At 50.0% G+C, this 17,184-nt stretch carries 12 protein-coding genes; 10 read left to right on the forward strand and 2 right to left on the reverse strand.

Annotation, left to right across the window (positions count from 1 at the left end; genetic code table 11):
* Positions 1 to 44 precede the first annotated feature (44 nt).
* The gene (locus BN1360_RS17325; RefSeq protein ID WP_068781107.1) at positions 45 to 383 is read right to left on the reverse strand and encodes a helix-turn-helix domain-containing protein; all 339 of its coding nucleotides are present in this window, start codon (positions 381 to 383) and stop codon (positions 45 to 47) included.
* Between the two features lie 167 nt (positions 384 to 550).
* Here BN1360_RS17325 and BN1360_RS17330 point away from each other — a divergent pair, with 167 nt between their 5' ends.
* The 4 genes from BN1360_RS17330 to BN1360_RS17345 all read left to right on the forward strand — a co-directional run bounded on the left by BN1360_RS17330 (position 551) and on the right by BN1360_RS17345 (position 6,074).
* The gene (locus BN1360_RS17330) at positions 551 to 1,654 is read left to right on the forward strand and encodes a hypothetical protein (protein WP_068781108.1); all 1,104 of its coding nucleotides are present in this window, start codon (positions 551 to 553) and stop codon (positions 1,652 to 1,654) included.
* Between the two features lie 169 nt (positions 1,655 to 1,823).
* On the forward strand, positions 1,824 to 2,588 hold the full coding sequence (locus tag BN1360_RS17335) for a MerR family transcriptional regulator (protein WP_068781109.1): 765 nt from the start codon (positions 1,824 to 1,826) through the stop codon (positions 2,586 to 2,588).
* Positions 2,589 to 2,665: 77 nt separating this feature from the next.
* Positions 2,666 to 4,051, forward strand: coding sequence for a protoporphyrinogen oxidase (gene hemG / locus BN1360_RS17340; protein WP_068781110.1), 1,386 nt, complete (start codon positions 2,666 to 2,668; stop codon positions 4,049 to 4,051).
* Between the two features lie 316 nt (positions 4,052 to 4,367).
* On the forward strand, positions 4,368 to 6,074 hold the full coding sequence (locus tag BN1360_RS17345) for a proline--tRNA ligase (protein ID WP_068781111.1): 1,707 nt from the start codon (positions 4,368 to 4,370) through the stop codon (positions 6,072 to 6,074).
* Between the two features lie 297 nt (positions 6,075 to 6,371).
* Here the strand turns inward: BN1360_RS17345 and BN1360_RS17350 are convergent, their stop codons facing one another.
* A complete protein-coding gene (locus tag BN1360_RS17350; protein ID WP_068781112.1) occupies positions 6,372 to 7,601 on the reverse strand; it encodes an aminopeptidase in 1,230 nt (409 codons plus the stop codon).
* A 317-nt stretch (positions 7,602 to 7,918) separates the two neighbouring features.
* On the opposite strand from BN1360_RS17350, the gene BN1360_RS17355 reads away from it, so the two are divergent.
* The 6 genes from BN1360_RS17355 to BN1360_RS17380 all read left to right on the forward strand — a co-directional run bounded on the left by BN1360_RS17355 (position 7,919) and on the right by BN1360_RS17380 (position 17,147).
* Positions 7,919 to 9,823, forward strand: coding sequence for an assimilatory sulfite reductase (NADPH) flavoprotein subunit (locus tag BN1360_RS17355; RefSeq protein WP_068781113.1), 1,905 nt, complete (start codon positions 7,919 to 7,921; stop codon positions 9,821 to 9,823).
* A 117-nt stretch (positions 9,824 to 9,940) separates the two neighbouring features.
* Entirely contained in the window at positions 9,941 to 11,665 is a 1,725-nt protein-coding gene (gene cysI / locus BN1360_RS17360) for an assimilatory sulfite reductase (NADPH) hemoprotein subunit (RefSeq protein ID WP_068781114.1), read from the forward strand.
* A gap of 214 nt (positions 11,666 to 11,879) precedes the next feature.
* Positions 11,880 to 12,434 (forward strand): MarR family winged helix-turn-helix transcriptional regulator, encoded by a 555-nt coding sequence (locus BN1360_RS17365; RefSeq protein WP_068781115.1) that lies wholly within the window; start codon positions 11,880 to 11,882, stop codon positions 12,432 to 12,434.
* A gap of 104 nt (positions 12,435 to 12,538) precedes the next feature.
* Complete coding sequence (locus BN1360_RS17370; RefSeq protein ID WP_068781116.1) at positions 12,539 to 14,344, forward strand: ABC transporter ATP-binding protein; 1,806 nt, start codon at positions 12,539 to 12,541, stop codon at positions 14,342 to 14,344.
* A 14-nt stretch (positions 14,345 to 14,358) separates the two neighbouring features.
* Positions 14,359 to 15,582 carry an MFS transporter gene (locus tag BN1360_RS17375; protein WP_068781117.1) on the forward strand — a complete coding sequence of 408 codons (1,224 nt, stop codon included), beginning with the start codon at positions 14,359 to 14,361 and terminating at the stop codon, positions 15,580 to 15,582.
* Positions 15,583 to 15,773: 191 nt separating this feature from the next.
* Positions 15,774 to 17,147, forward strand: a complete 1,374-nt coding sequence (locus BN1360_RS17380) for an extracellular solute-binding protein (RefSeq protein WP_068781118.1) — start codon at positions 15,774 to 15,776, stop codon at positions 17,145 to 17,147.
* Positions 17,148 to 17,184: the final 37 nt, after the last annotated feature.

The raw sequence follows: 17,184 nt of genomic DNA on the forward strand, positions 1-17,184 counted from the left end.
AAGTTCCTCTATAAAATAAAGCAAGGCCGGCACCACGGCGGGTGTCAGCCTTTTGGGGATTTGAATTCAACAATCGGTTTAATGACCTGCATGATTAACTTTATCTTCTCCGGTGGACAATCTTCCAGCATTTCTATAATTTCATTACGCAAATAGTCATTGGATAGCTTATTGGTACCGCTCAGAATATACTCTGGAGATTCTTCAAGCACTACGCATAATTGAGATAGCCTGTCCAGATTAATCGGTGTTTTACCACGCTCAATTTTGCTTATGTATGCGTTGGAGACATCCAGCTTCTCAGCCAGCATTTCCTGTGTAATTCCTTGTTCTTCCCGGGCTTGTTTAATGCGTCTGCCAATCAGGGAATAATCGAAGCTCATGTTCATCACCTACAAGGATTGTAGCAACCTAAGTTGATCTATAACATGCATATGAGGTTCAATTGAACTTATGGGTTAAAAATAGTAATATAAAGGTAATTGATCTTTATATATTTATATTCTCCCAATTCATTATATTTATGTTAGCCATTCGAAGGAGACATCCCATGGTAACTGATCGCGGAATCTCTTCAGGAGAGGAACGGGCCATGCCGTATCAAGAGTTATTCGAGAAGGCGGAGTCGCTGTTTGCCAACGGCATGTGGCAACCTGCAACCGAATTATATGAGAAAATAATAAGCATGAGTGATGATGATAGAATAGTGACGGATGAGGTCGTCATGAGCTATTTCCGGATCTTTTACATGACTAGCGAGACACAGTCCGGCAATTCGGAGGAAATGCTGCGGTTCATTCCATTTCGTCATCGCCTGCGCGATGAGTATGTCCTGGAAGGGCTCTACCTGCTTGCACGAAGCTATGCGGTGCTTGATCGCTGGGACGAAGCTCGGCAATATATCGCCGAAATGCTAACGCGGGCGGAGTCATTGCAGAGGAAGCTGAACGGGCATCGGTTCCGGCGCAGGCTGCCTTTTAGACGCTCCTTGGCGAACTACTATGGACATGCTCTGTTGATGATGTCTGAAGGGTACGAGTTCGAAGGAGCATACGCCGAAGCTAGGGAATATCTCGAACGCTGCTTCGTTTTACCGCAAATTCATGATGCTTTGCCAGAAGACAAACTGGAAGCGGAGCGCTTTTCTTTGTTGGCCCAGGGGAGGCTATTGGGACTAGAGGTTAAGAACGGCCATTTGGAACGGCTTCCGCAGCTCGTGGACTTGATGAATGAGTATCCGCTATTAAGAGTAGAAGGCTTAACCGCCTCGTTAATGGCGGCTAATAAATATAAATTTTCCTTCGATCCCGACTTGAAGGATTTGCTATATCGATTCGCTGATTCTTACCCGGCGTTCTCGCTAAGCGGTGAGAATCAGATTAGAGATCGCGATCGGTATAGTAGAATGTATTACCAATGTGCGGTATATTGGCTGAACGAAGGAGAGCATACCCAGGGGGCGCTGCAATTGCTGCGCAGCATTAAGCTAAGCTTATACCTCAAGAATCAGCATCAGCTGCTGGCCAGCCTCATGTTATATGAGAAGCATCTCCCACATATTCCGGAGACGATAAGTGCCGATATTATGAAGTTATGCGAGGAGCGAGCCAAAGAGGTTAAGGTGCGCTTCCCTTGGAAGCAAATGCTCTTATAAATTCGTTTAAACCGTGCCAATCGTTCCTCTATTGACCACAAGCCCTCTATGCTGACCGTCTGCCTGTTGGCATGTGCACATATAGAACTTTTATTATGGGAATTACAAAATAGATGTTGACCTTCACGTTGCGTAAAGGTGTAGATTGAACTTGTCAGGAGGGATACAGATGGAATACACCATTCAGAAGCTGGGTCAGCTTGCCGGAATCAGTACGAGGACATTGCGCTATTATGATGAGATTGACCTTCTTAAGCCGGCAAGAATCAACTCATCGGGGTATCGGATTTACGGGCCAGCCGAGGTTAACCTGCTGCAGCAAATTTTATTTTTTCGCGAGCTCGGATTACCGTTGGATCATATCAAACAGGTGATTGCGGACCCGTCCTTTGACCGGATTGCAGCGCTGAAGCAGCATCGCAGACAGCTCCTTGACCGCAAACGGCAGCTAGACCTGCTGATTGCGAATGTAGATCATACGATATCCGAAGCGGAAGGGAGAATAACAATGTCGGATCAAGAGAAATTTACCGGATTCAAAGAACAGCTAATCGCTGAGAATGAGCGGCAATATGGGACCGAAATACGGGAAAAGTACGGGGCTGATACGATCGATAAAGCAAACGGTAAGCTGCGAAATATGACTGCTGAACAATATGAGCGAGTGACGGCGCTTGCCGATGAAGTGATCGCGGCTTTGCTGGAGGCATACAAGACAGGGGATCCGGCAGGGGAGAAGGCTCAGCGCGCTGCCGAGCTGCACAAAGAGTGGCTGACCTTTTACTGGGACACCTACAACAAAGAGGCCCATGCCGGCCTGGCCCAAATGTATGTCGAGGACGAGCGATTCCGTGACTATTATGACAAGCATCAGACCGGGCTGGCCCAATTCCTGCGCGATGCCATTCATGTGTATATTAATGGAACTTTATAGTAGGAATATTGTCCGCTTTGAGACAAGTAGGTTATGATGGGGAGAGTGAACATAACCCTTGATCGAGGTGGAATAGATTGAAGAAGGTTGCGGTAATTGGTGGAGGAATTACAGGATTGTCCACGGCTTATTATTTGCACAAAATCATCCGGGAACGGAAGCTTGCTGCGGAGATTGTACTGATTGAAGCGGATGAACGGTTGGGCGGGAAGATCCATACAGTGAAGCGGGACGGCTTTATTATGGAGGTTGGGGCCGACTCGCTCGTCGCCCGCAAGCGGAATGTAGATCCGCTGATCGATGAGCTGGGATTGCGGGAAGAAGTCGTCTATAACGCTACGGGTAAATCCTATCTGCATGCGGACGGTAAGCTGAAGTTAATACCCGAGGACGCGGTCTTCGGCATCCCGCTCAGTCTCCAGGCTCTGGCTGAGAGCGGACTGATCTCGGCAGAGGGCAAGGTGGAGGCGCTCAAAGATTTCTACACGACGAATGAGACGTTCACGAAGAATGATTCGATCGGACTGTTCCTGGAAGCTTTTCTTGGCAAAGAGATCGTCGAGAAGCAAATTGCTCCGGTATTATCAGGGGTCTACTCCGGCAAGCTGAATGAATTAACGATTGCTTCCACGCTGCCTTACCTGTTGGATTACAAAAATCAACACGGCAGTATTATGAAGGGACTTGCGGAGAATCGCCAGACCTTCAAATCGCAAGGGGAGAAGAAGTTTCTATCCTTTGCAGGCGGCACCTCAGCGATTATTGAGCGGATGGAGCAGGCCCTGTCAGAGATCGAGTGGATAAAAGGCTGCAAAGTCAGCCGTGTAATACAAGACGGTAAGTTATACACGCTGGATTTGCAGGACGGACGCAGCTTGGTGTCGGATAGCGTGGTTCTGAGTGTACCGCATCAAGCAGCTCAATCGATGCTTGCCAATGAAAATCTGAACGAAGACTTCGCTGAATTGATCGGCAGTTCCCTGATCAGTGTATATATGGGCTTTGACGTAAGCGATGAATTGCTTCCGGAGAACGGAACGGGCTTCATCGTTGCCGACAGCAGCGGCCTGAAATGCCAGGCATCTACCTGGACCAGTCGGAAATGGAGCCACACATCGACAAATCATCAGCTGCTGGTTCGCTTGTTCTATAAAAGCTCAGGCCCGCACTATGAACGGTTGCAAGGCTTATCTGAGGAGGAAATGCTGCAGGAAGCGATGTGCGATCTGCAGCAGAGCATCGGTCAGCTGCCGCCGCCAACAACCTATGCAATTACGCGGTGGACGGATGCTATGCCCAACTATCACTTGCGGCATCATGAGGTCGTCCAATCGCTGGAGCGTAAAGTTGCCCAGCAGTATCCCGGCCTGTTCCTGGCGGGCTGCTCATATTACGGCGTAGGGATCCCGGATTGCATCGCCAACGGCGAAGCGACCGCTGCACGAGTAGCTGAGCTGCTATAGTGTTGACTATCCCACCTGCACATGATAAAGTTTCAAAAAAGCAATGACCAAGACAAGTGTTCCGTAGTTCGCGGTGCAGAGAGAGAATCCCGCAGGCTGAGAGGATTCTTCCGACGAAGGAGCGCTTCCCGACTTGCGAGCTGTAACGGGATAACCGTTACCGGGGTTCGGCCGTTATCCGAAGAAGAGGACAATGACAGGTAAGCAGGCTTTTTGAACGACCGCTTAGCATCATTGTTGAAATAGGGTGGTAACACGACACATTCGTCCCTAACGAATGTGTCTTTTTGTTTTTTATAACAAGGAGGTTGTTACAATGCGACAGAGCACTTTGCTGCTGAACACGTTACGAGAATCGCCTGCGGAAGCGGAGACGGCGAGTCATGAATGGCTGCTGAGAGGCGGATTTATTCGGCAACTGGCCGCAGGGATCTACACCTATCTGCCGCTGGGCCGACGAGTATTGCGCAAGATAGAGGGGATGATTCGTGAGGAGATGGAGCTGATCGGAGTCCAGGAAATACTGATGCCGGCGCTCCAGCCTGCCGATCTCTGGAAGGAGTCAGGACGATATGATGTATATGGTCCCGAGTTGATGCGTCTATCTGACCGCAATGAACGGGAGTTCGTTCTCGGACCCACGCATGAGGAAGTTATTACGGCTTTGGTGCGGGATGAGATGAACTCCTATCGCAAACTGCCGGTTACGCTGTACCAGATTCAGACCAAATTCAGAGATGAGCGTCGTCCAAGATTCGGATTGCTGCGCGGACGGGAATTTGTGATGAAGGATGCCTATTCTTTTGACACAGATTGGGAGGGATTAGATCGTTCCTATCGGAAAATGTATGGGGCCTATGAGCGCATCTTTGAGCGTATGGAGCTGAATTGCAGAGCTGTGGAGGCAGATGCGGGAGCGATTGGCGGAGAAGGGGAGACCCATGAATTTATGGCCTTGGCCGATATCGGCGAGGATACGATTGCATCCTGTACTTGCTGTGATTACGCAGCAAATTTAGAAGCTGCTGTTGGCCGAGACGGAGCTGCCCCCGTCGTGACTTCGGCCGAAGTGCCACCGCGCGAGAAAATCCTTACTCCAGGCATCCGCACCATTGACGAACTCGCCGCCGGCCTGCAGGTAAAAGCTCAGCAAATTATCAAGACGCTTGTTTATAAGGCGGATCAACAAAGGGTCGCTGTAGTCGTCCGAGGTGATCACCAGGTCAATGAACTTAAGGTGATGAAGTATTTAAACAGCGTGAGTCTCGAAATTGTCGATCCGGGTGCCTTACAGGAGCTTGGGCTGGCGCCTGCCGGTTCCATTGGCCCTTGCGGACTCCAAATCCCTGTGCTGGTGGATCAGGAGGTGGCCAGTATGGGGGAAGGGATAGCAGGGGGGAATGAAGCCGGTGTTCACGAAATTCATGTGCGTCCCGGACGGGATTTCAAGCTGGAGCAGGTTGGCGACTTCCGCAGCGTAACAGAGGGGGATCGTTGCCTGAATTGCCAGCAGGGGCGGCTGCAATTTTCGCGCGGGATAGAGCTGGGGCATATTTTTAAGCTCGGCACGAAATACAGCGAGAAGCTGCAAGCTCATTATTTGAACAGCTCCGGCCAAAAGCAACCGATGATTATGGGCTGCTACGGTATTGGAATATCGCGGCTGCTCTCCGCGATCGCTGAACAAGGCCATGATGATCGGGGAATGATCTGGCCTATGCCTGTTGCTCCATTCCAAGTCCATCTGATTCTAATCTCCAGCAAGAATGAACAGCAGGTTCAAACTGCGGACAAACTTTATGCGGAGCTGGTGCAGCATAGGATTGAAGTGTTGTATGACGACAGGAATGAAAGTGCAGGCGTTAAATTTAAGGACTCAGACCTGATTGGCATTCCGCTGCGGATTACTGTAGGCAAGAACGCTGAGCAGGGGGAAGTCGAGTTAGCTGTTCGCAAGAATGGACACCGTGAGTTTGTCTCCATCGATGAGGTTGTTAATCAGGTTAAGGCGCAGGTTTTTTAATGTAAAAGGGGCCGTCATAAAAGTCGGGAATCGATTTTTATGACGACCCTTATTTGACATGCCTCACTTGCTGTTGCCCGGCGCCCCGGACAAAAGTGTCCGTTAGCCAGGCAAAGTAGTTAGTTTGTTTTTTGCTCTAATGGTCACTTTTGACCGCTTGAGCGGTGGGATTAAGCAGTTTTGCATCTTCGTGTTATACCTTTTTAGAGACAGTCCCTATAGTGAACGATTCTATATTCCTATGTTACAGAGATGTGGCTCCATTCCCCGGGTCTAACCTACGGCATGGCTTACGGCTTAGGCCCAATTTCCTTTGCGGAATACCGGTTCAAGCGTGCCGTCAGGAAGCTCGCCGTCAATGTCCAGCTCAGCGCAGCCAACCATGAAATCTACATGGGTCAGGCTCACGTTAGCCCCTCGTTCCAGCAGCTGTTCCTTGCTCAGTTTGGTTCCCCCCTCAATATTGACCGGATAGGCACTGCCCAGAGCAAAATGACAGGATGCATTCTCATCGACTCCGGTGTTATAGAACACCCGGTTCATTCGCGAGATCGGGGAATCATGCGGAACGAGCGCGACTTCGCCAAGATGGGTGGCGCCTTCGTCGGTCTCCAGCAGTTTGGCCAGATGCTCACGGCCGGATTTGGCATCGAAGCGGGTCACTTTTCCGTTCTCAAATGTCAGCTCGATTCCTTCGATCAGCTGGCCGTTCAAATTGAGCGGAAGCGTACTGCGAACCTTCCCATTTACGCCTGTACGATGCGGCATGGTATAGATCTCCTCGGTCGGCATATTAGCGACAAAATAAGTGCCGGAAGCATTTACGTCCCCTCCGCCAAGCCACTTATAGCCTTCCGGCAGCTCAACGCGCAGATCGGTACCCGGTGCCCGGTAATGCAAGCTGCGGTAGCGCTTGTTGTTCATGAACTCCTGACGTTCTTTGAGCTGCTTGATATGTTCCTGCCAAGCCAGAACCGGATCACCGTCACCAACCCGATTTATGGCAAAGACCGCCTTCCACATCGCCTCGATTCGTTGTTCTTCCGGAAGATCGGCAAATACCTTGTCGGCCCAAGCGCGGGTTGGGGCTTTGATCAGCGACCAGCTGATGATATTGTTGCGTGTATATTGGCTGAATTTCTCACGGGCAATGGCCGCTGCTTTCACCGCGGTAGATACTCGCCAGCTATCAACTCCATGAAGCAGCTCCGGGTCAGGCACTTTAATATGCAGCAGAGCGCCACCCGCTTCCGCAAACTGCTCCATTTTGTCGGCTTCCCACTTCGGGTAGAAGCTGAAGGAGCCCTCTGACGCCTTTTCATATCTAATTCGCGAGATCATCTCGTCGATCCACTCCACCTGGACAAGCTTAGCTCCAGCCTCATAGGCCTTGCCGACGATCTGACGCGTCAAGTCTACCGTTTCTATCGGGGCTTGTACGATCAGCAGCTGTCCCGGCTGAATATTAACGCCTACCTTTACTACCAGCTCAGCGTATTTTTCTAATAATTGATTGAAGTTATCCACTGCTTATTCCTCCTTGGACTCGCTTGTCTTCAGTACAATTGTACACCAAGCCCTCTAAAAGGACCCGATCTCCATTATAACGCAATCTTCCGGGATGAGGTTATATAAGGAGGGCCGGCTGACTTTATCAATATTATTGATAAATACCATAAGATCATTCTAATTGACCTCATATCCATGCTATGTTAATTTCAGTTTATACAATTCTGATATAAATACTTGGAATTTAAAATGTGTGTTCAAGCAGATCGTTTTTGTCTAGAGCGGGCTTTTTGAACAACCTTCTTAAAATGTGCACGTTGGACGGGGTGAAGATATTGGTCTTGCAAGTTACGAATAGTCCTTTTAATGAAGAGCAGGTTGATCTGCTAAATCGTTTGTTACCGGGCCTGAACGATTCACAGCGGGTGTGGCTGAGCGGTTATCTCACGGCACTGCTGGGAACTGCCGCAGTAGAAGCGGCTCCAATAGCCTCAGCGGCAGCTGGTCAGACAGCAACTGTAAGTACGGCGGATTTTGCGATGCTTACGGCAAGTGAGCCTTCTTCAGCAGTGCAGGCGGGGGCTCCGGCATCCAAAGAAGTGACGGTGTTATACGGCAGTCAAACTGGTAATGCGAAAGGGCTGGCGCAGCAGCTGTCAAGCAGACTGGAGGGAGAAGGCTTCCAGGTAACGACGGTCTCGATGGGAGATTTGAAGCCCAACCAGTTGAAGAAGATGGAGAGACTTCTGCTCCTGGTCAGTACGCATGGGGAAGGCGAGCCGCCGGATGCAGCGATCTCATTTTACGAGTTCCTGCACAGCAAACGGGCTCCAAAGCTCGAAGGGCTGGAGTTTTCAGTACTGGCGCTGGGTGATACGTCCTATGAATTTTTCTGTCAAACAGGCAAGGATTTTGATCAACGTCTGGAGGAGCTTGGCGGCAAGCGAATCGTTGAACGGGCGGATTGCGATGTCGACTTTGATGAGGCAGCGGCGGAATGGATGAATCAAGTTCTGGCTGCGCTAAATGCAGGGCACGCGACGACCGCGGGGGGTGCTGTCCACGTCAGCACGTCTCAGATTGCGGGAGATCAGACCGGCGGAAACTCCTCCGCATACTCCCGTACAAATCCTTTTCAGGCTGAGATCCTTGAAAATCTGAACCTCAACGGACGCGGCTCAAAACGCGAGACACGGCATATTGAGTTATCGTTGGAAGGCTCAGGTTTGCAGTATCAACCAGGCGATTGCCTGGCTATTTACCCGGAGAATCATCCACAGCTCGTTACGGATATCCTGGAAGCGATGGGCTGGTCGGGTCAGGAAACCGTGACGATCAACAAGAACGGCGAGCAGAGGTCGGTTGGCGATGCTCTGTTGACCCATTATGAAATTACAGTATTAACGAAACCGTTGTTAACCCAGGCCGCGGCCTTAACCGGGAATGCCCGGTTGCAAGAGCTAGTACAGCCTGGGCATGAGGCGGAGCTGAAATCGTATCTGAACGGGCGCGACTTGCTGGATCTGATACAGGATTTCTCGTTAAAAGGGCATTCGGCGCAGGAAATTACAGCTCTTTTACGAAAAATACCCCCCCGCCAGTATTCGATCTCCAGCAGTCCAACCGCCTATCCGGAGGAGGTTCATATTACGGTACGTACGGTGAACTATGAGAGCTATGGCCGGGAACGGTACGGCGTCTGCTCAACGCAGCTGGCACAGCGTGCAGAGGTAGGCGAGCACCTGCCGGTATACATTCAGCAAAACGATCAATTCCGGCTTCCGGAGCATCCGGATACACCGATTATTATGATCGGCCCTGGCACCGGCGTAGCTCCGTTCAGAGCGTTCCTGGGAGAACGGGAAGAGACGGGGGCAACCGGAAAATCATGGCTTTTCTATGGGAATCAGCATTTCACGACTGATTTCCTCTATCAGATTGAATGGCAGCGCTGGCTGAAGGACGGCGTCCTCACCCGGATGGATGTAGCCTTCTCCCGGGATACGACCGAGAAGGTGTACGTACAGCATCGTATGCTGGAGCACAGCCGCGAGCTGTTCGCCTGGCTGGAAGAGGGGGCCGTTGTTTACGTCTGTGGAGATGAGAAAAGAATGGCTCATGACGTTCAGGCGACGCTGCTTCAAATCATTGAACGTGAGGGAGTCTTGAATGCAGAGCAGGCTGGGCAATATTTGGCCGGGATGCAGCAGGAGAAGCGTTACTTAAGAGATGTGTACTAAAAGAGTATTGTAGAGGGCCCAAAAGTCCGCTTTCAGCAGCGAAGCTTGTACTTCAAGCATGCGTTTTTCAAGTGGACTTATGGACTACCCCTAAGGCTTGCGAAAGGAGAATGGCCGATGTCAGACAATAACTTACTATCGCCGAACAGTGCGCCGCATAGCGATGTGGAGGATATTAAGCGCAGCAGCAAATATTTGCGCGGCAATCTGCGGGAGACGCTGGAGGATCGCATTACCGCGTCCATCCCGGAGGATGATAACCGATTAATGAAGTTTCACGGCAGCTATATGCAGGATGACCGTGATTTGCGCAATGAGCGTAATAAGCAGAAGCTGGAGCCGGCTTATCAATTTATGCTTCGCGTCCGCGCTGCGGGTGGAGTTGTGACACCGGATCAATGGCTGATGATGGATTCCTTGTCCGATCGCTACGGAAATGGCACGATTCGCTTAACGACGCGGCAATCCTTCCAATTGCACGGGCTCTTGAAATGGAATTTGAAGCAGACGATCAAGGAGGTCAATGATTCCTTATTAACGACGATTGCTGCCTGTGGAGACGTAAACCGCAACGTAATGTGCAACCCGAATCCGTACCAGTCGGAGATTCATGAGCAGGTCTATGCCTGGGCCAGCGAGCTGAGCAGGCATCTTGAGCCAAGAACGCTCGCCTACCATGAGATTTGGCTGGACGGGGAGAAGGTGGAGGGGACGCCGAGCAAGGAGCAAGAACAGGAGCCGATTTATGGCGCGGTCTATTTGCCGCGGAAATTCAAAATCGGCGTTGCTGTTCCACCTTCCAATGATGTAGATGTCTATTCACAGGATCTTGGCCTTATCGCGATCGTGGAGAATGGCAAGCTGCAGGGCTTCAACATAACGGTTGGCGGAGGCATGGGCATGACCCACGGAGATACCCATACTTATCCGCAGGTAGGGCAGTTGATTGGCTTTTGCCGACCGGAGCAGGTTGTGGACCTGGCGGAGAAGACGGTAACGATTCAACGCGATTATGGTGATCGTGCGGTGCGCAAGCATGCCCGCTTCAAATACACGATCGATGATCGCGGTATCGATTGGTTCATCGAAGAATTGACAAAGCGGCTCGGCTGGAGTCTGGAGGATGCACGCCCGTACCATTTTGAGCATAACGGCGACCGTTATGGCTGGGTGAAGGGCAGCGACGGCAAATGGCATTATACATTATTTATTCAGAATGGACGTATTAAGGATGAGGAAGGCTACTTGCTTAAAACCGGTCTTAAGGAGATTGCCAAAATCCATCAGGGGGATTTCCGCTTGACCGCGAACCAGAACCTGGTGATTGGCAGGGTGTCCAGTCATAAGAAGAAAAAGATTAACGAGCTCATCCAGCAGCACGGATTATCCGATGGGGCTAACTACACAGCCTTGCGCAGAAATTCGATGGCTTGCGTCGCTTTTCCGACCTGCGGTCTGGCGATGGCTGAATCAGAGCGTTACCTGCCTTCCTTGCTGGATAAGATCGAGCCGATGCTGCAGGAGGTGGGGCTGGTGGAGGAGGACATCGTCATCCGCATGACCGGATGCCCGAACGGCTGCGCCAGACCGGCATTAGCCGAGATTGCCTTCATCGGCAAAGCGCCTGGCAAATACAATATGTATTTGGGCGGCGGCTTCGCCGGTGACCGCTTAAGCAAGCTGTTCAAGGAAAATATCGGCGAAGCGGAAATTTTGGATTCACTTTCGCCGATCCTCAAGCACTTTGCAGCAGATAGACGGACAGGGGAGCACTTTGGCGATTTCGTCATCCGCAGCGGCTACGTCAAGGAAGTTCGCTCCGGCCTTGATTTTCATGCATAAATGATTACAAGTAAGGCAGCAGCTCCGGCTTCAAGCGGGGCTGCTGTTCTTCGTACAGGGAAGATATGTCCCATGACGATCTGATGGATGGATTCAGGCTGACGGAGTATAGACCATCCGAAAATGTGATTGATCTGACTTGTCAAGAGAAAAAAAGTAGGTTATATTACATATAATTAGATAATCTAACTATATGGGCAAGGAGGTGTGCATGATGAATAGAAAGCCGGCCAAAGAATACACAACAGAGCAGCATTTGCCTAAACTGGGAATAGATCCGTATTTGAAGCTTATGGAGCGTACTGCCTCATCCGAGACGGATCAGAACGCGGCTCATTTGGGATTGGTCATGCTGTGGCTGGGGGATAACGTACTCGACCTAGTGGATGAAGACTTATCTGCTTTTGATATCACCGAGAGCAAGCTCGATCTGTTAATGTTATTATCGCTTCACGCGGATAAAGAGTTGGTTACACCATCATCAATTGCGGATCGGCTCGGCATACGCCGCTCCTCAGTGACGTCATTGCTGATCTGGCTGGAGCAGAGGAATTGGATTATCCGCGAGCCCTATGCCAAGGACGGCCGCATGACCCATGTCCGCATCAGCCCGGAAGGCAGATCGCTGCTGCAGCGAGTATTGCCTAACTTCTGGTCGACCTGCGCATCTATGGTAGAGGAATTAACTAAAGAAGAGCAGGAGGTGTTGAGAAGCGTCCTGGCCAAGTTAAATAAAAATATCGAAAATCGGCTGGGGGCAGGAAGATAATTTTTTTGAACATATAGTTAGATAATCTAATTACATGAAATACGATCCAGTTAATCTTAATCAACTATTTACGCTTATATTGAAATGAAAGTACGTGATCAAACATGAGACGAACACAAGGTTCCATGCATCAACAGAAAGCGCGTACACCTCATTGGGTTACGCTGCGCATGATGGTGAAGGAGATGTTCATGCACACCAGGTCACAATGGAGCCTGCTGATGCTTGGCGCTATTTCTGTTATTGCCATCTCCGTGCTAGAATTTATGATTCCACAGCTAACCAAGAACATTATTGATCAGATTATACCTGCTAAGAGGTATAACGCATTGTTGGAAACGGGAGGGCTTATTGTGTTGGCAGGCTTGCTGCTGGGGGCGTTTAATTTCGGCAGCAGTTACGTGATGACGCTTGTTAGTCAGAGAGCTATCCTCCAATTGCGGAACAAGCTGTATAAGCACACCCTAAGTTTGGATTTGACGTTTTTCGACCGCAATCGTACAGGCGACTTAATGGCAAGGTTAACGGGGGATGTCAATCAACTGCAAGAGCTGGTTTCCGCTGACAGTCTTTCTATCCTCGCAGACATGATTACTTTTATTGCGATTGTCGGCTACTTGTTTTATACCGATTGGAAGCTGGCGCTGCTGACTTTAATTACTTTGCCTTTTCTATTCATTACATCGCGATTTTTCAGTCTGCGCATTAAAAGAGCCTATCGAACAGTCCGGCAAATATCTGCGGAATTAAATAACTCACTTCAAGATACATTGTCAGGCATTCGTATGGTCAAGTCATTTGCAAGTGAGGATAAGGAAGCCATGGAGTTCGCAAAATGGAGTGAGCAGCACCGGGCAGCCATCGTAGCGGCGTCTCGCTTATCAGCCATCTTCGCGCCTATAATCAACTGGTTTAACCTTATAGGCATGACCGTAGTACTCCTGTTTGGAGCATGGCAGATCATGCACAACCGTATGACTGTAGGTGAGATTGTCGCTTACTTGGCCTACTTGCGCCTGCTGCAAGCGCCCATCCGTTCCTTCAGCCGATTAATAACCAAGCTACAGCAATCTGCAGCCGCCTTCGAGCGGATTCAAGAAGTGCTGGAGGTTGTCCCAAGGGTTTGCGATAAGGAAGATGCGATAGTACTCCCTCCTGTTCAGGGGGATATTGTGTTCGATGATGTAGGGTTTGCTTATGAGGAGGGAAGACCGATTCTGCAGAACTTCCACTTGCGGCTGCGGCGTAATCAGACGACTGCGCTGGTTGGCTCATCAGGCTCAGGCAAATCAACGATTGCTTCTCTGATTGCCCGTCTGTACGACGTTCAACGAGGCGATATCTATATTGACGGATATCCGTTAACGGATGTGACGATGAAATCACTGCGTCAGCAAATGGGGATTGTGTCGCAGGAAGTCATTCTATTGAACGGAACAATTCGTGAAAATATTGCATACGGCAAGCCGGAAGCAACAGCCGAGGAAATTCAGGCGGCGGCAGTCGCTGCGAACGCGCATGAATTTATTGCTGAATTTCCTCAAGGGTATGAGACGCCCGTTGGGGAAAGAGGGGTCAAGCTCTCAGGCGGGCAAAAGCAAAGGCTGTCCATGGCCAGAGCCTTCTTGACCAATCCACGTATCCTTATTCTGGACGAAGCTACGGCGTCCCTTGATACGGAGTCGGAACAGCATATCCAGCGTGCGTTATCCTTGCTTCTGCCAGGGCGGACCTGTCTGGTGATTGCCCATCGGCTTTCGACAATTCAAAGCGCAGATCAGATCGTTGTCCTGGAGCACGGACAGATCATAGAGCTGGGGAATCATGAGACACTGCTGCGGCAAAAGGGAAGATACAAGGCGCTGTATGAGATGCAATTTCCGGCAAAATCTGTCTATGAACTATATTAAATTAGAGGTGTGCAATGATTAAACAAACTAATAGAGCAAGAAACTATTCACTCATGACCGTCATTCTATGCTGGTCCGGACTCGTAGTCATGTCCAGCTTATATGTCACCATTCCGCTTATTTCCGTGTTCGCGCAGCTTTTCAGTATTTCCGAGACACAGGCAGCTGCTGCGGGAAGCACCTTTTCAGTTGGCTTTGCCCTCGGATGCTTAATCTATGGCGCTCTATCGGATAAATACGGGCGGAAACCCGTTATTTTCGCAGGACTGCTTTTTCTGGCGATGATCTCTTTCATACTTGGATTTGTTCATCAATTTGCCTGGGTCTTGGTTCTAAGGGGACTGCAAGGTGCTGCGGCTGCAACCTTCTCCCCGGTTTCACTTGCCTATGCGGTGGAAATGTATCCGGCGGAAAAACGGGTTACAACAATCGGGTTTATCAGTACGGGATTTCTGGCAGCAGGGATCGTGGGGCAAGTAATCAGCAGTGTAATCAGTGAGCAATACGGATGGAATGCTGTGTTTTATACCCTGGCAATAGTGTACGCATTAACCGCGGCCGTGGTGTTCTTCTTGCTTCCAAAAGGAGGCATCCAGCAAGCCCATGCTAATATCTGGGAACCTATGAAGCAAATCGGCAAAGTATTTGTCCGGAAGCAGTTGCTGCTATGCTATTTGGTAGCGTTTGTACTGCTTATGTCATTTGTAAGCATGTATACGGTGCTCGGCAATTATTTGAGCCAAGCTCCCTTTGAACTGAGCAAGCAAGAGATCCTCTATGTGCGAATGATTGGCATATTGGGCATGCTCGTGTCTCCCTTCGCAGGCAGAATATCCAAGCGGCTGGGTGTGCGTGTTACGCTGCGGGCCGGGTTGTTGCTGGCAATCATCGGCTTGGCTTCTATGGGAATGATCTCTCATCTGCCGCTGCTGGTTATCATGAGTATCATCTTTGTATCAGGCATCGCCATTGCCGTGCCTTCCCTGGTTTCGCTTGTAGGCCAATTGGGAGGGAAGATGCGCGGAATAGCAGTATCCGTCTATACGTTTATATTGTTTACTGGTACCAGCTTCGGTCCGGTGATTTCACTCTATTCCATGAAGAGCGGCAGCTACCTGATTACATTTATTCTGCTAGCTTGCATCCTGTGCGTCGGTTTATTGGCCGCTATGCTTATTAACCGGGAGGAGGCCGATGAAGTGAAACAGGCGGTTGTCCCCGTAGATTTAGATTTGTAATTATCATAAAGAATTCAACTAGGTAATATCTGCAAACCGGGAAATCTCCAGCTTGAGCTGGGATGACCCGGTTTTTTTGGAAAAATCTTAATTTTACAAACATGACTCCTTAAGATCACGCATTGTGAGATGATCCCGCTTACAACATAATGAAGCTAGAAATTAAATATTGGCTAAGGGGGATTAACGGGATGAAGTTCAAGCCACTGATGATTGCACTGCTTGCCAGCGCACTGACTTTGGGACTGGCTGCTTGCGGCAGCGGCAATAATGGAAGCGCTAGCAGCAACAATGGCGGGAAGAATGAGGGCAGCACGAACAGTCAGACGAACGCCGGCAACAAAGAAGACACGAGCAAGAAAGAGGTCAAGATTACTTTCCAGAACATTTATCCGGATCCGACCGATCCGAAGTACAAAATGCTTCGCACGGTTGTTGCCAATTATGAAGCCGAGCATCCAAATGTCAAAATTGAGCTGGATTCGCTGAATACCGACCAGCAGAAGGTCAAGCTGAAAACTCAGGCGGCTTCCAAGGAAGTGCCGGACATTACGATCGTTAACCCGGCTGCGCAGATGAAGCCATTTGTGGATGCAGGCCTGTTTGCACCGCTCAACGAGATGGTAGAGAAAAATGGACTGAAGGGAACCTTCCAAGAAGGCATTCTGGATTATTACACCTTCGACAACAATCTCTATGCGCTTCCGGACGGCAACAATATCGCCATTGTCTATTACAACAAGAAGATGTTCGAAGAAGGCGGGGTCAAGGTTCCTACCACCTTCGAGGAAATGGTTGATGTGGTGAAGCAGCTTAAGGCGAAGGGCATTCAGCCGATGGCGATCGGCGAGAAGGATTCCTGGACCGGTTCCTTCCTGTTTATGAATATTCTGCTCCGTACGAATGGCGGCCCCGGCTTCCTCCAGGATGTGATCGATGGCAAGAAGACTTTTGAAGATCCGGCGTTCACCGAAGCGGTTAATGCCTTTGAAGATCTGGTGCAGGCTGGAGCCTTCCAGGAAGGAGCAACGTCCTTCGACTATAACGCAGGCGAGAACTTGTTCAAGACAGGCAAAGCCGCGATGTATTTTATGGGCAGCTGGGCTACGGGCGGTATTGAGGAATCGACAGCTAACGAGAATCAAAATGTCGGTGTGTTCAAGTTCCCGACCGTTAACGGCAAGGGAAATCCGGATGAATTCATGCTTGCTCCGGGCAGCGCGTTCGCCGTCTCCAAGGACAGCAAGCATTTGGAGGAGACTCTCGACTTCCTGAACTACTTCCTGGTCAACTATCCGAAGGAAATGTTCAATCTGAAAGGCGCGATCGGTCTGGCGCAGACGGTGGACGGTGATTTCAAAGCGGCCGGATATTCCGATATGGCGATGGAAGTTCTGAAACTGTTCAAGGATGTTAAAGGGGGAGACCTCGCCTTCGATAATACGATGAACCCGGGTACGGCACAGGCTCATCTAAGCAGCATTCAGAATCTGTTCGTATCCAAGACAGATGCGGGCGTAGTTGCAAAAGAGCATCAGACGGCCTACGAAGAGAATAAAGAATAACGGACGCTGAGGAAGGAGACCGGAAGAAAGCTGGAGA

The organism is Paenibacillus sp. GM2 (assembly GCF_900069005.2).
GTDB lineage: Bacteria > Bacillota > Bacilli > Paenibacillales > Paenibacillaceae > Fontibacillus.

What these genes read in the sequence shown, in the direction of transcription:
- BN1360_RS17325 (WP_068781107.1), bottom strand. Translation starts at nt 383, where the DNA reads ATGAGCTTCGATTATTCCCTGATTGGCAGACGCATTAAACAAGCCCGG.
- BN1360_RS17330 (WP_068781108.1), top strand. Translation starts at nt 551, where the DNA reads ATGGTAACTGATCGCGGAATCTCTTCAGGAGAGGAACGGGCCATGCCG.
- BN1360_RS17335 (WP_068781109.1), top strand. Translation starts at nt 1,824, where the DNA reads ATGGAATACACCATTCAGAAGCTGGGTCAGCTTGCCGGAATCAGTACG.
- BN1360_RS17345 (WP_068781111.1), top strand. Translation starts at nt 4,368, where the DNA reads ATGCGACAGAGCACTTTGCTGCTGAACACGTTACGAGAATCGCCTGCG.
- cysI (WP_068781114.1), top strand. Translation starts at nt 9,941, where the DNA reads ATGTCAGACAATAACTTACTATCGCCGAACAGTGCGCCGCATAGCGAT.
- BN1360_RS17365 (WP_068781115.1), top strand. Translation starts at nt 11,880, where the DNA reads ATGAATAGAAAGCCGGCCAAAGAATACACAACAGAGCAGCATTTGCCT.
- BN1360_RS17370 (WP_068781116.1), top strand. Translation starts at nt 12,539, where the DNA reads ATGAGACGAACACAAGGTTCCATGCATCAACAGAAAGCGCGTACACCT.
- BN1360_RS17375 (WP_068781117.1), top strand. Translation starts at nt 14,359, where the DNA reads ATGATTAAACAAACTAATAGAGCAAGAAACTATTCACTCATGACCGTC.
- BN1360_RS17380 (WP_068781118.1), top strand. Translation starts at nt 15,774, where the DNA reads ATGAAGTTCAAGCCACTGATGATTGCACTGCTTGCCAGCGCACTGACT.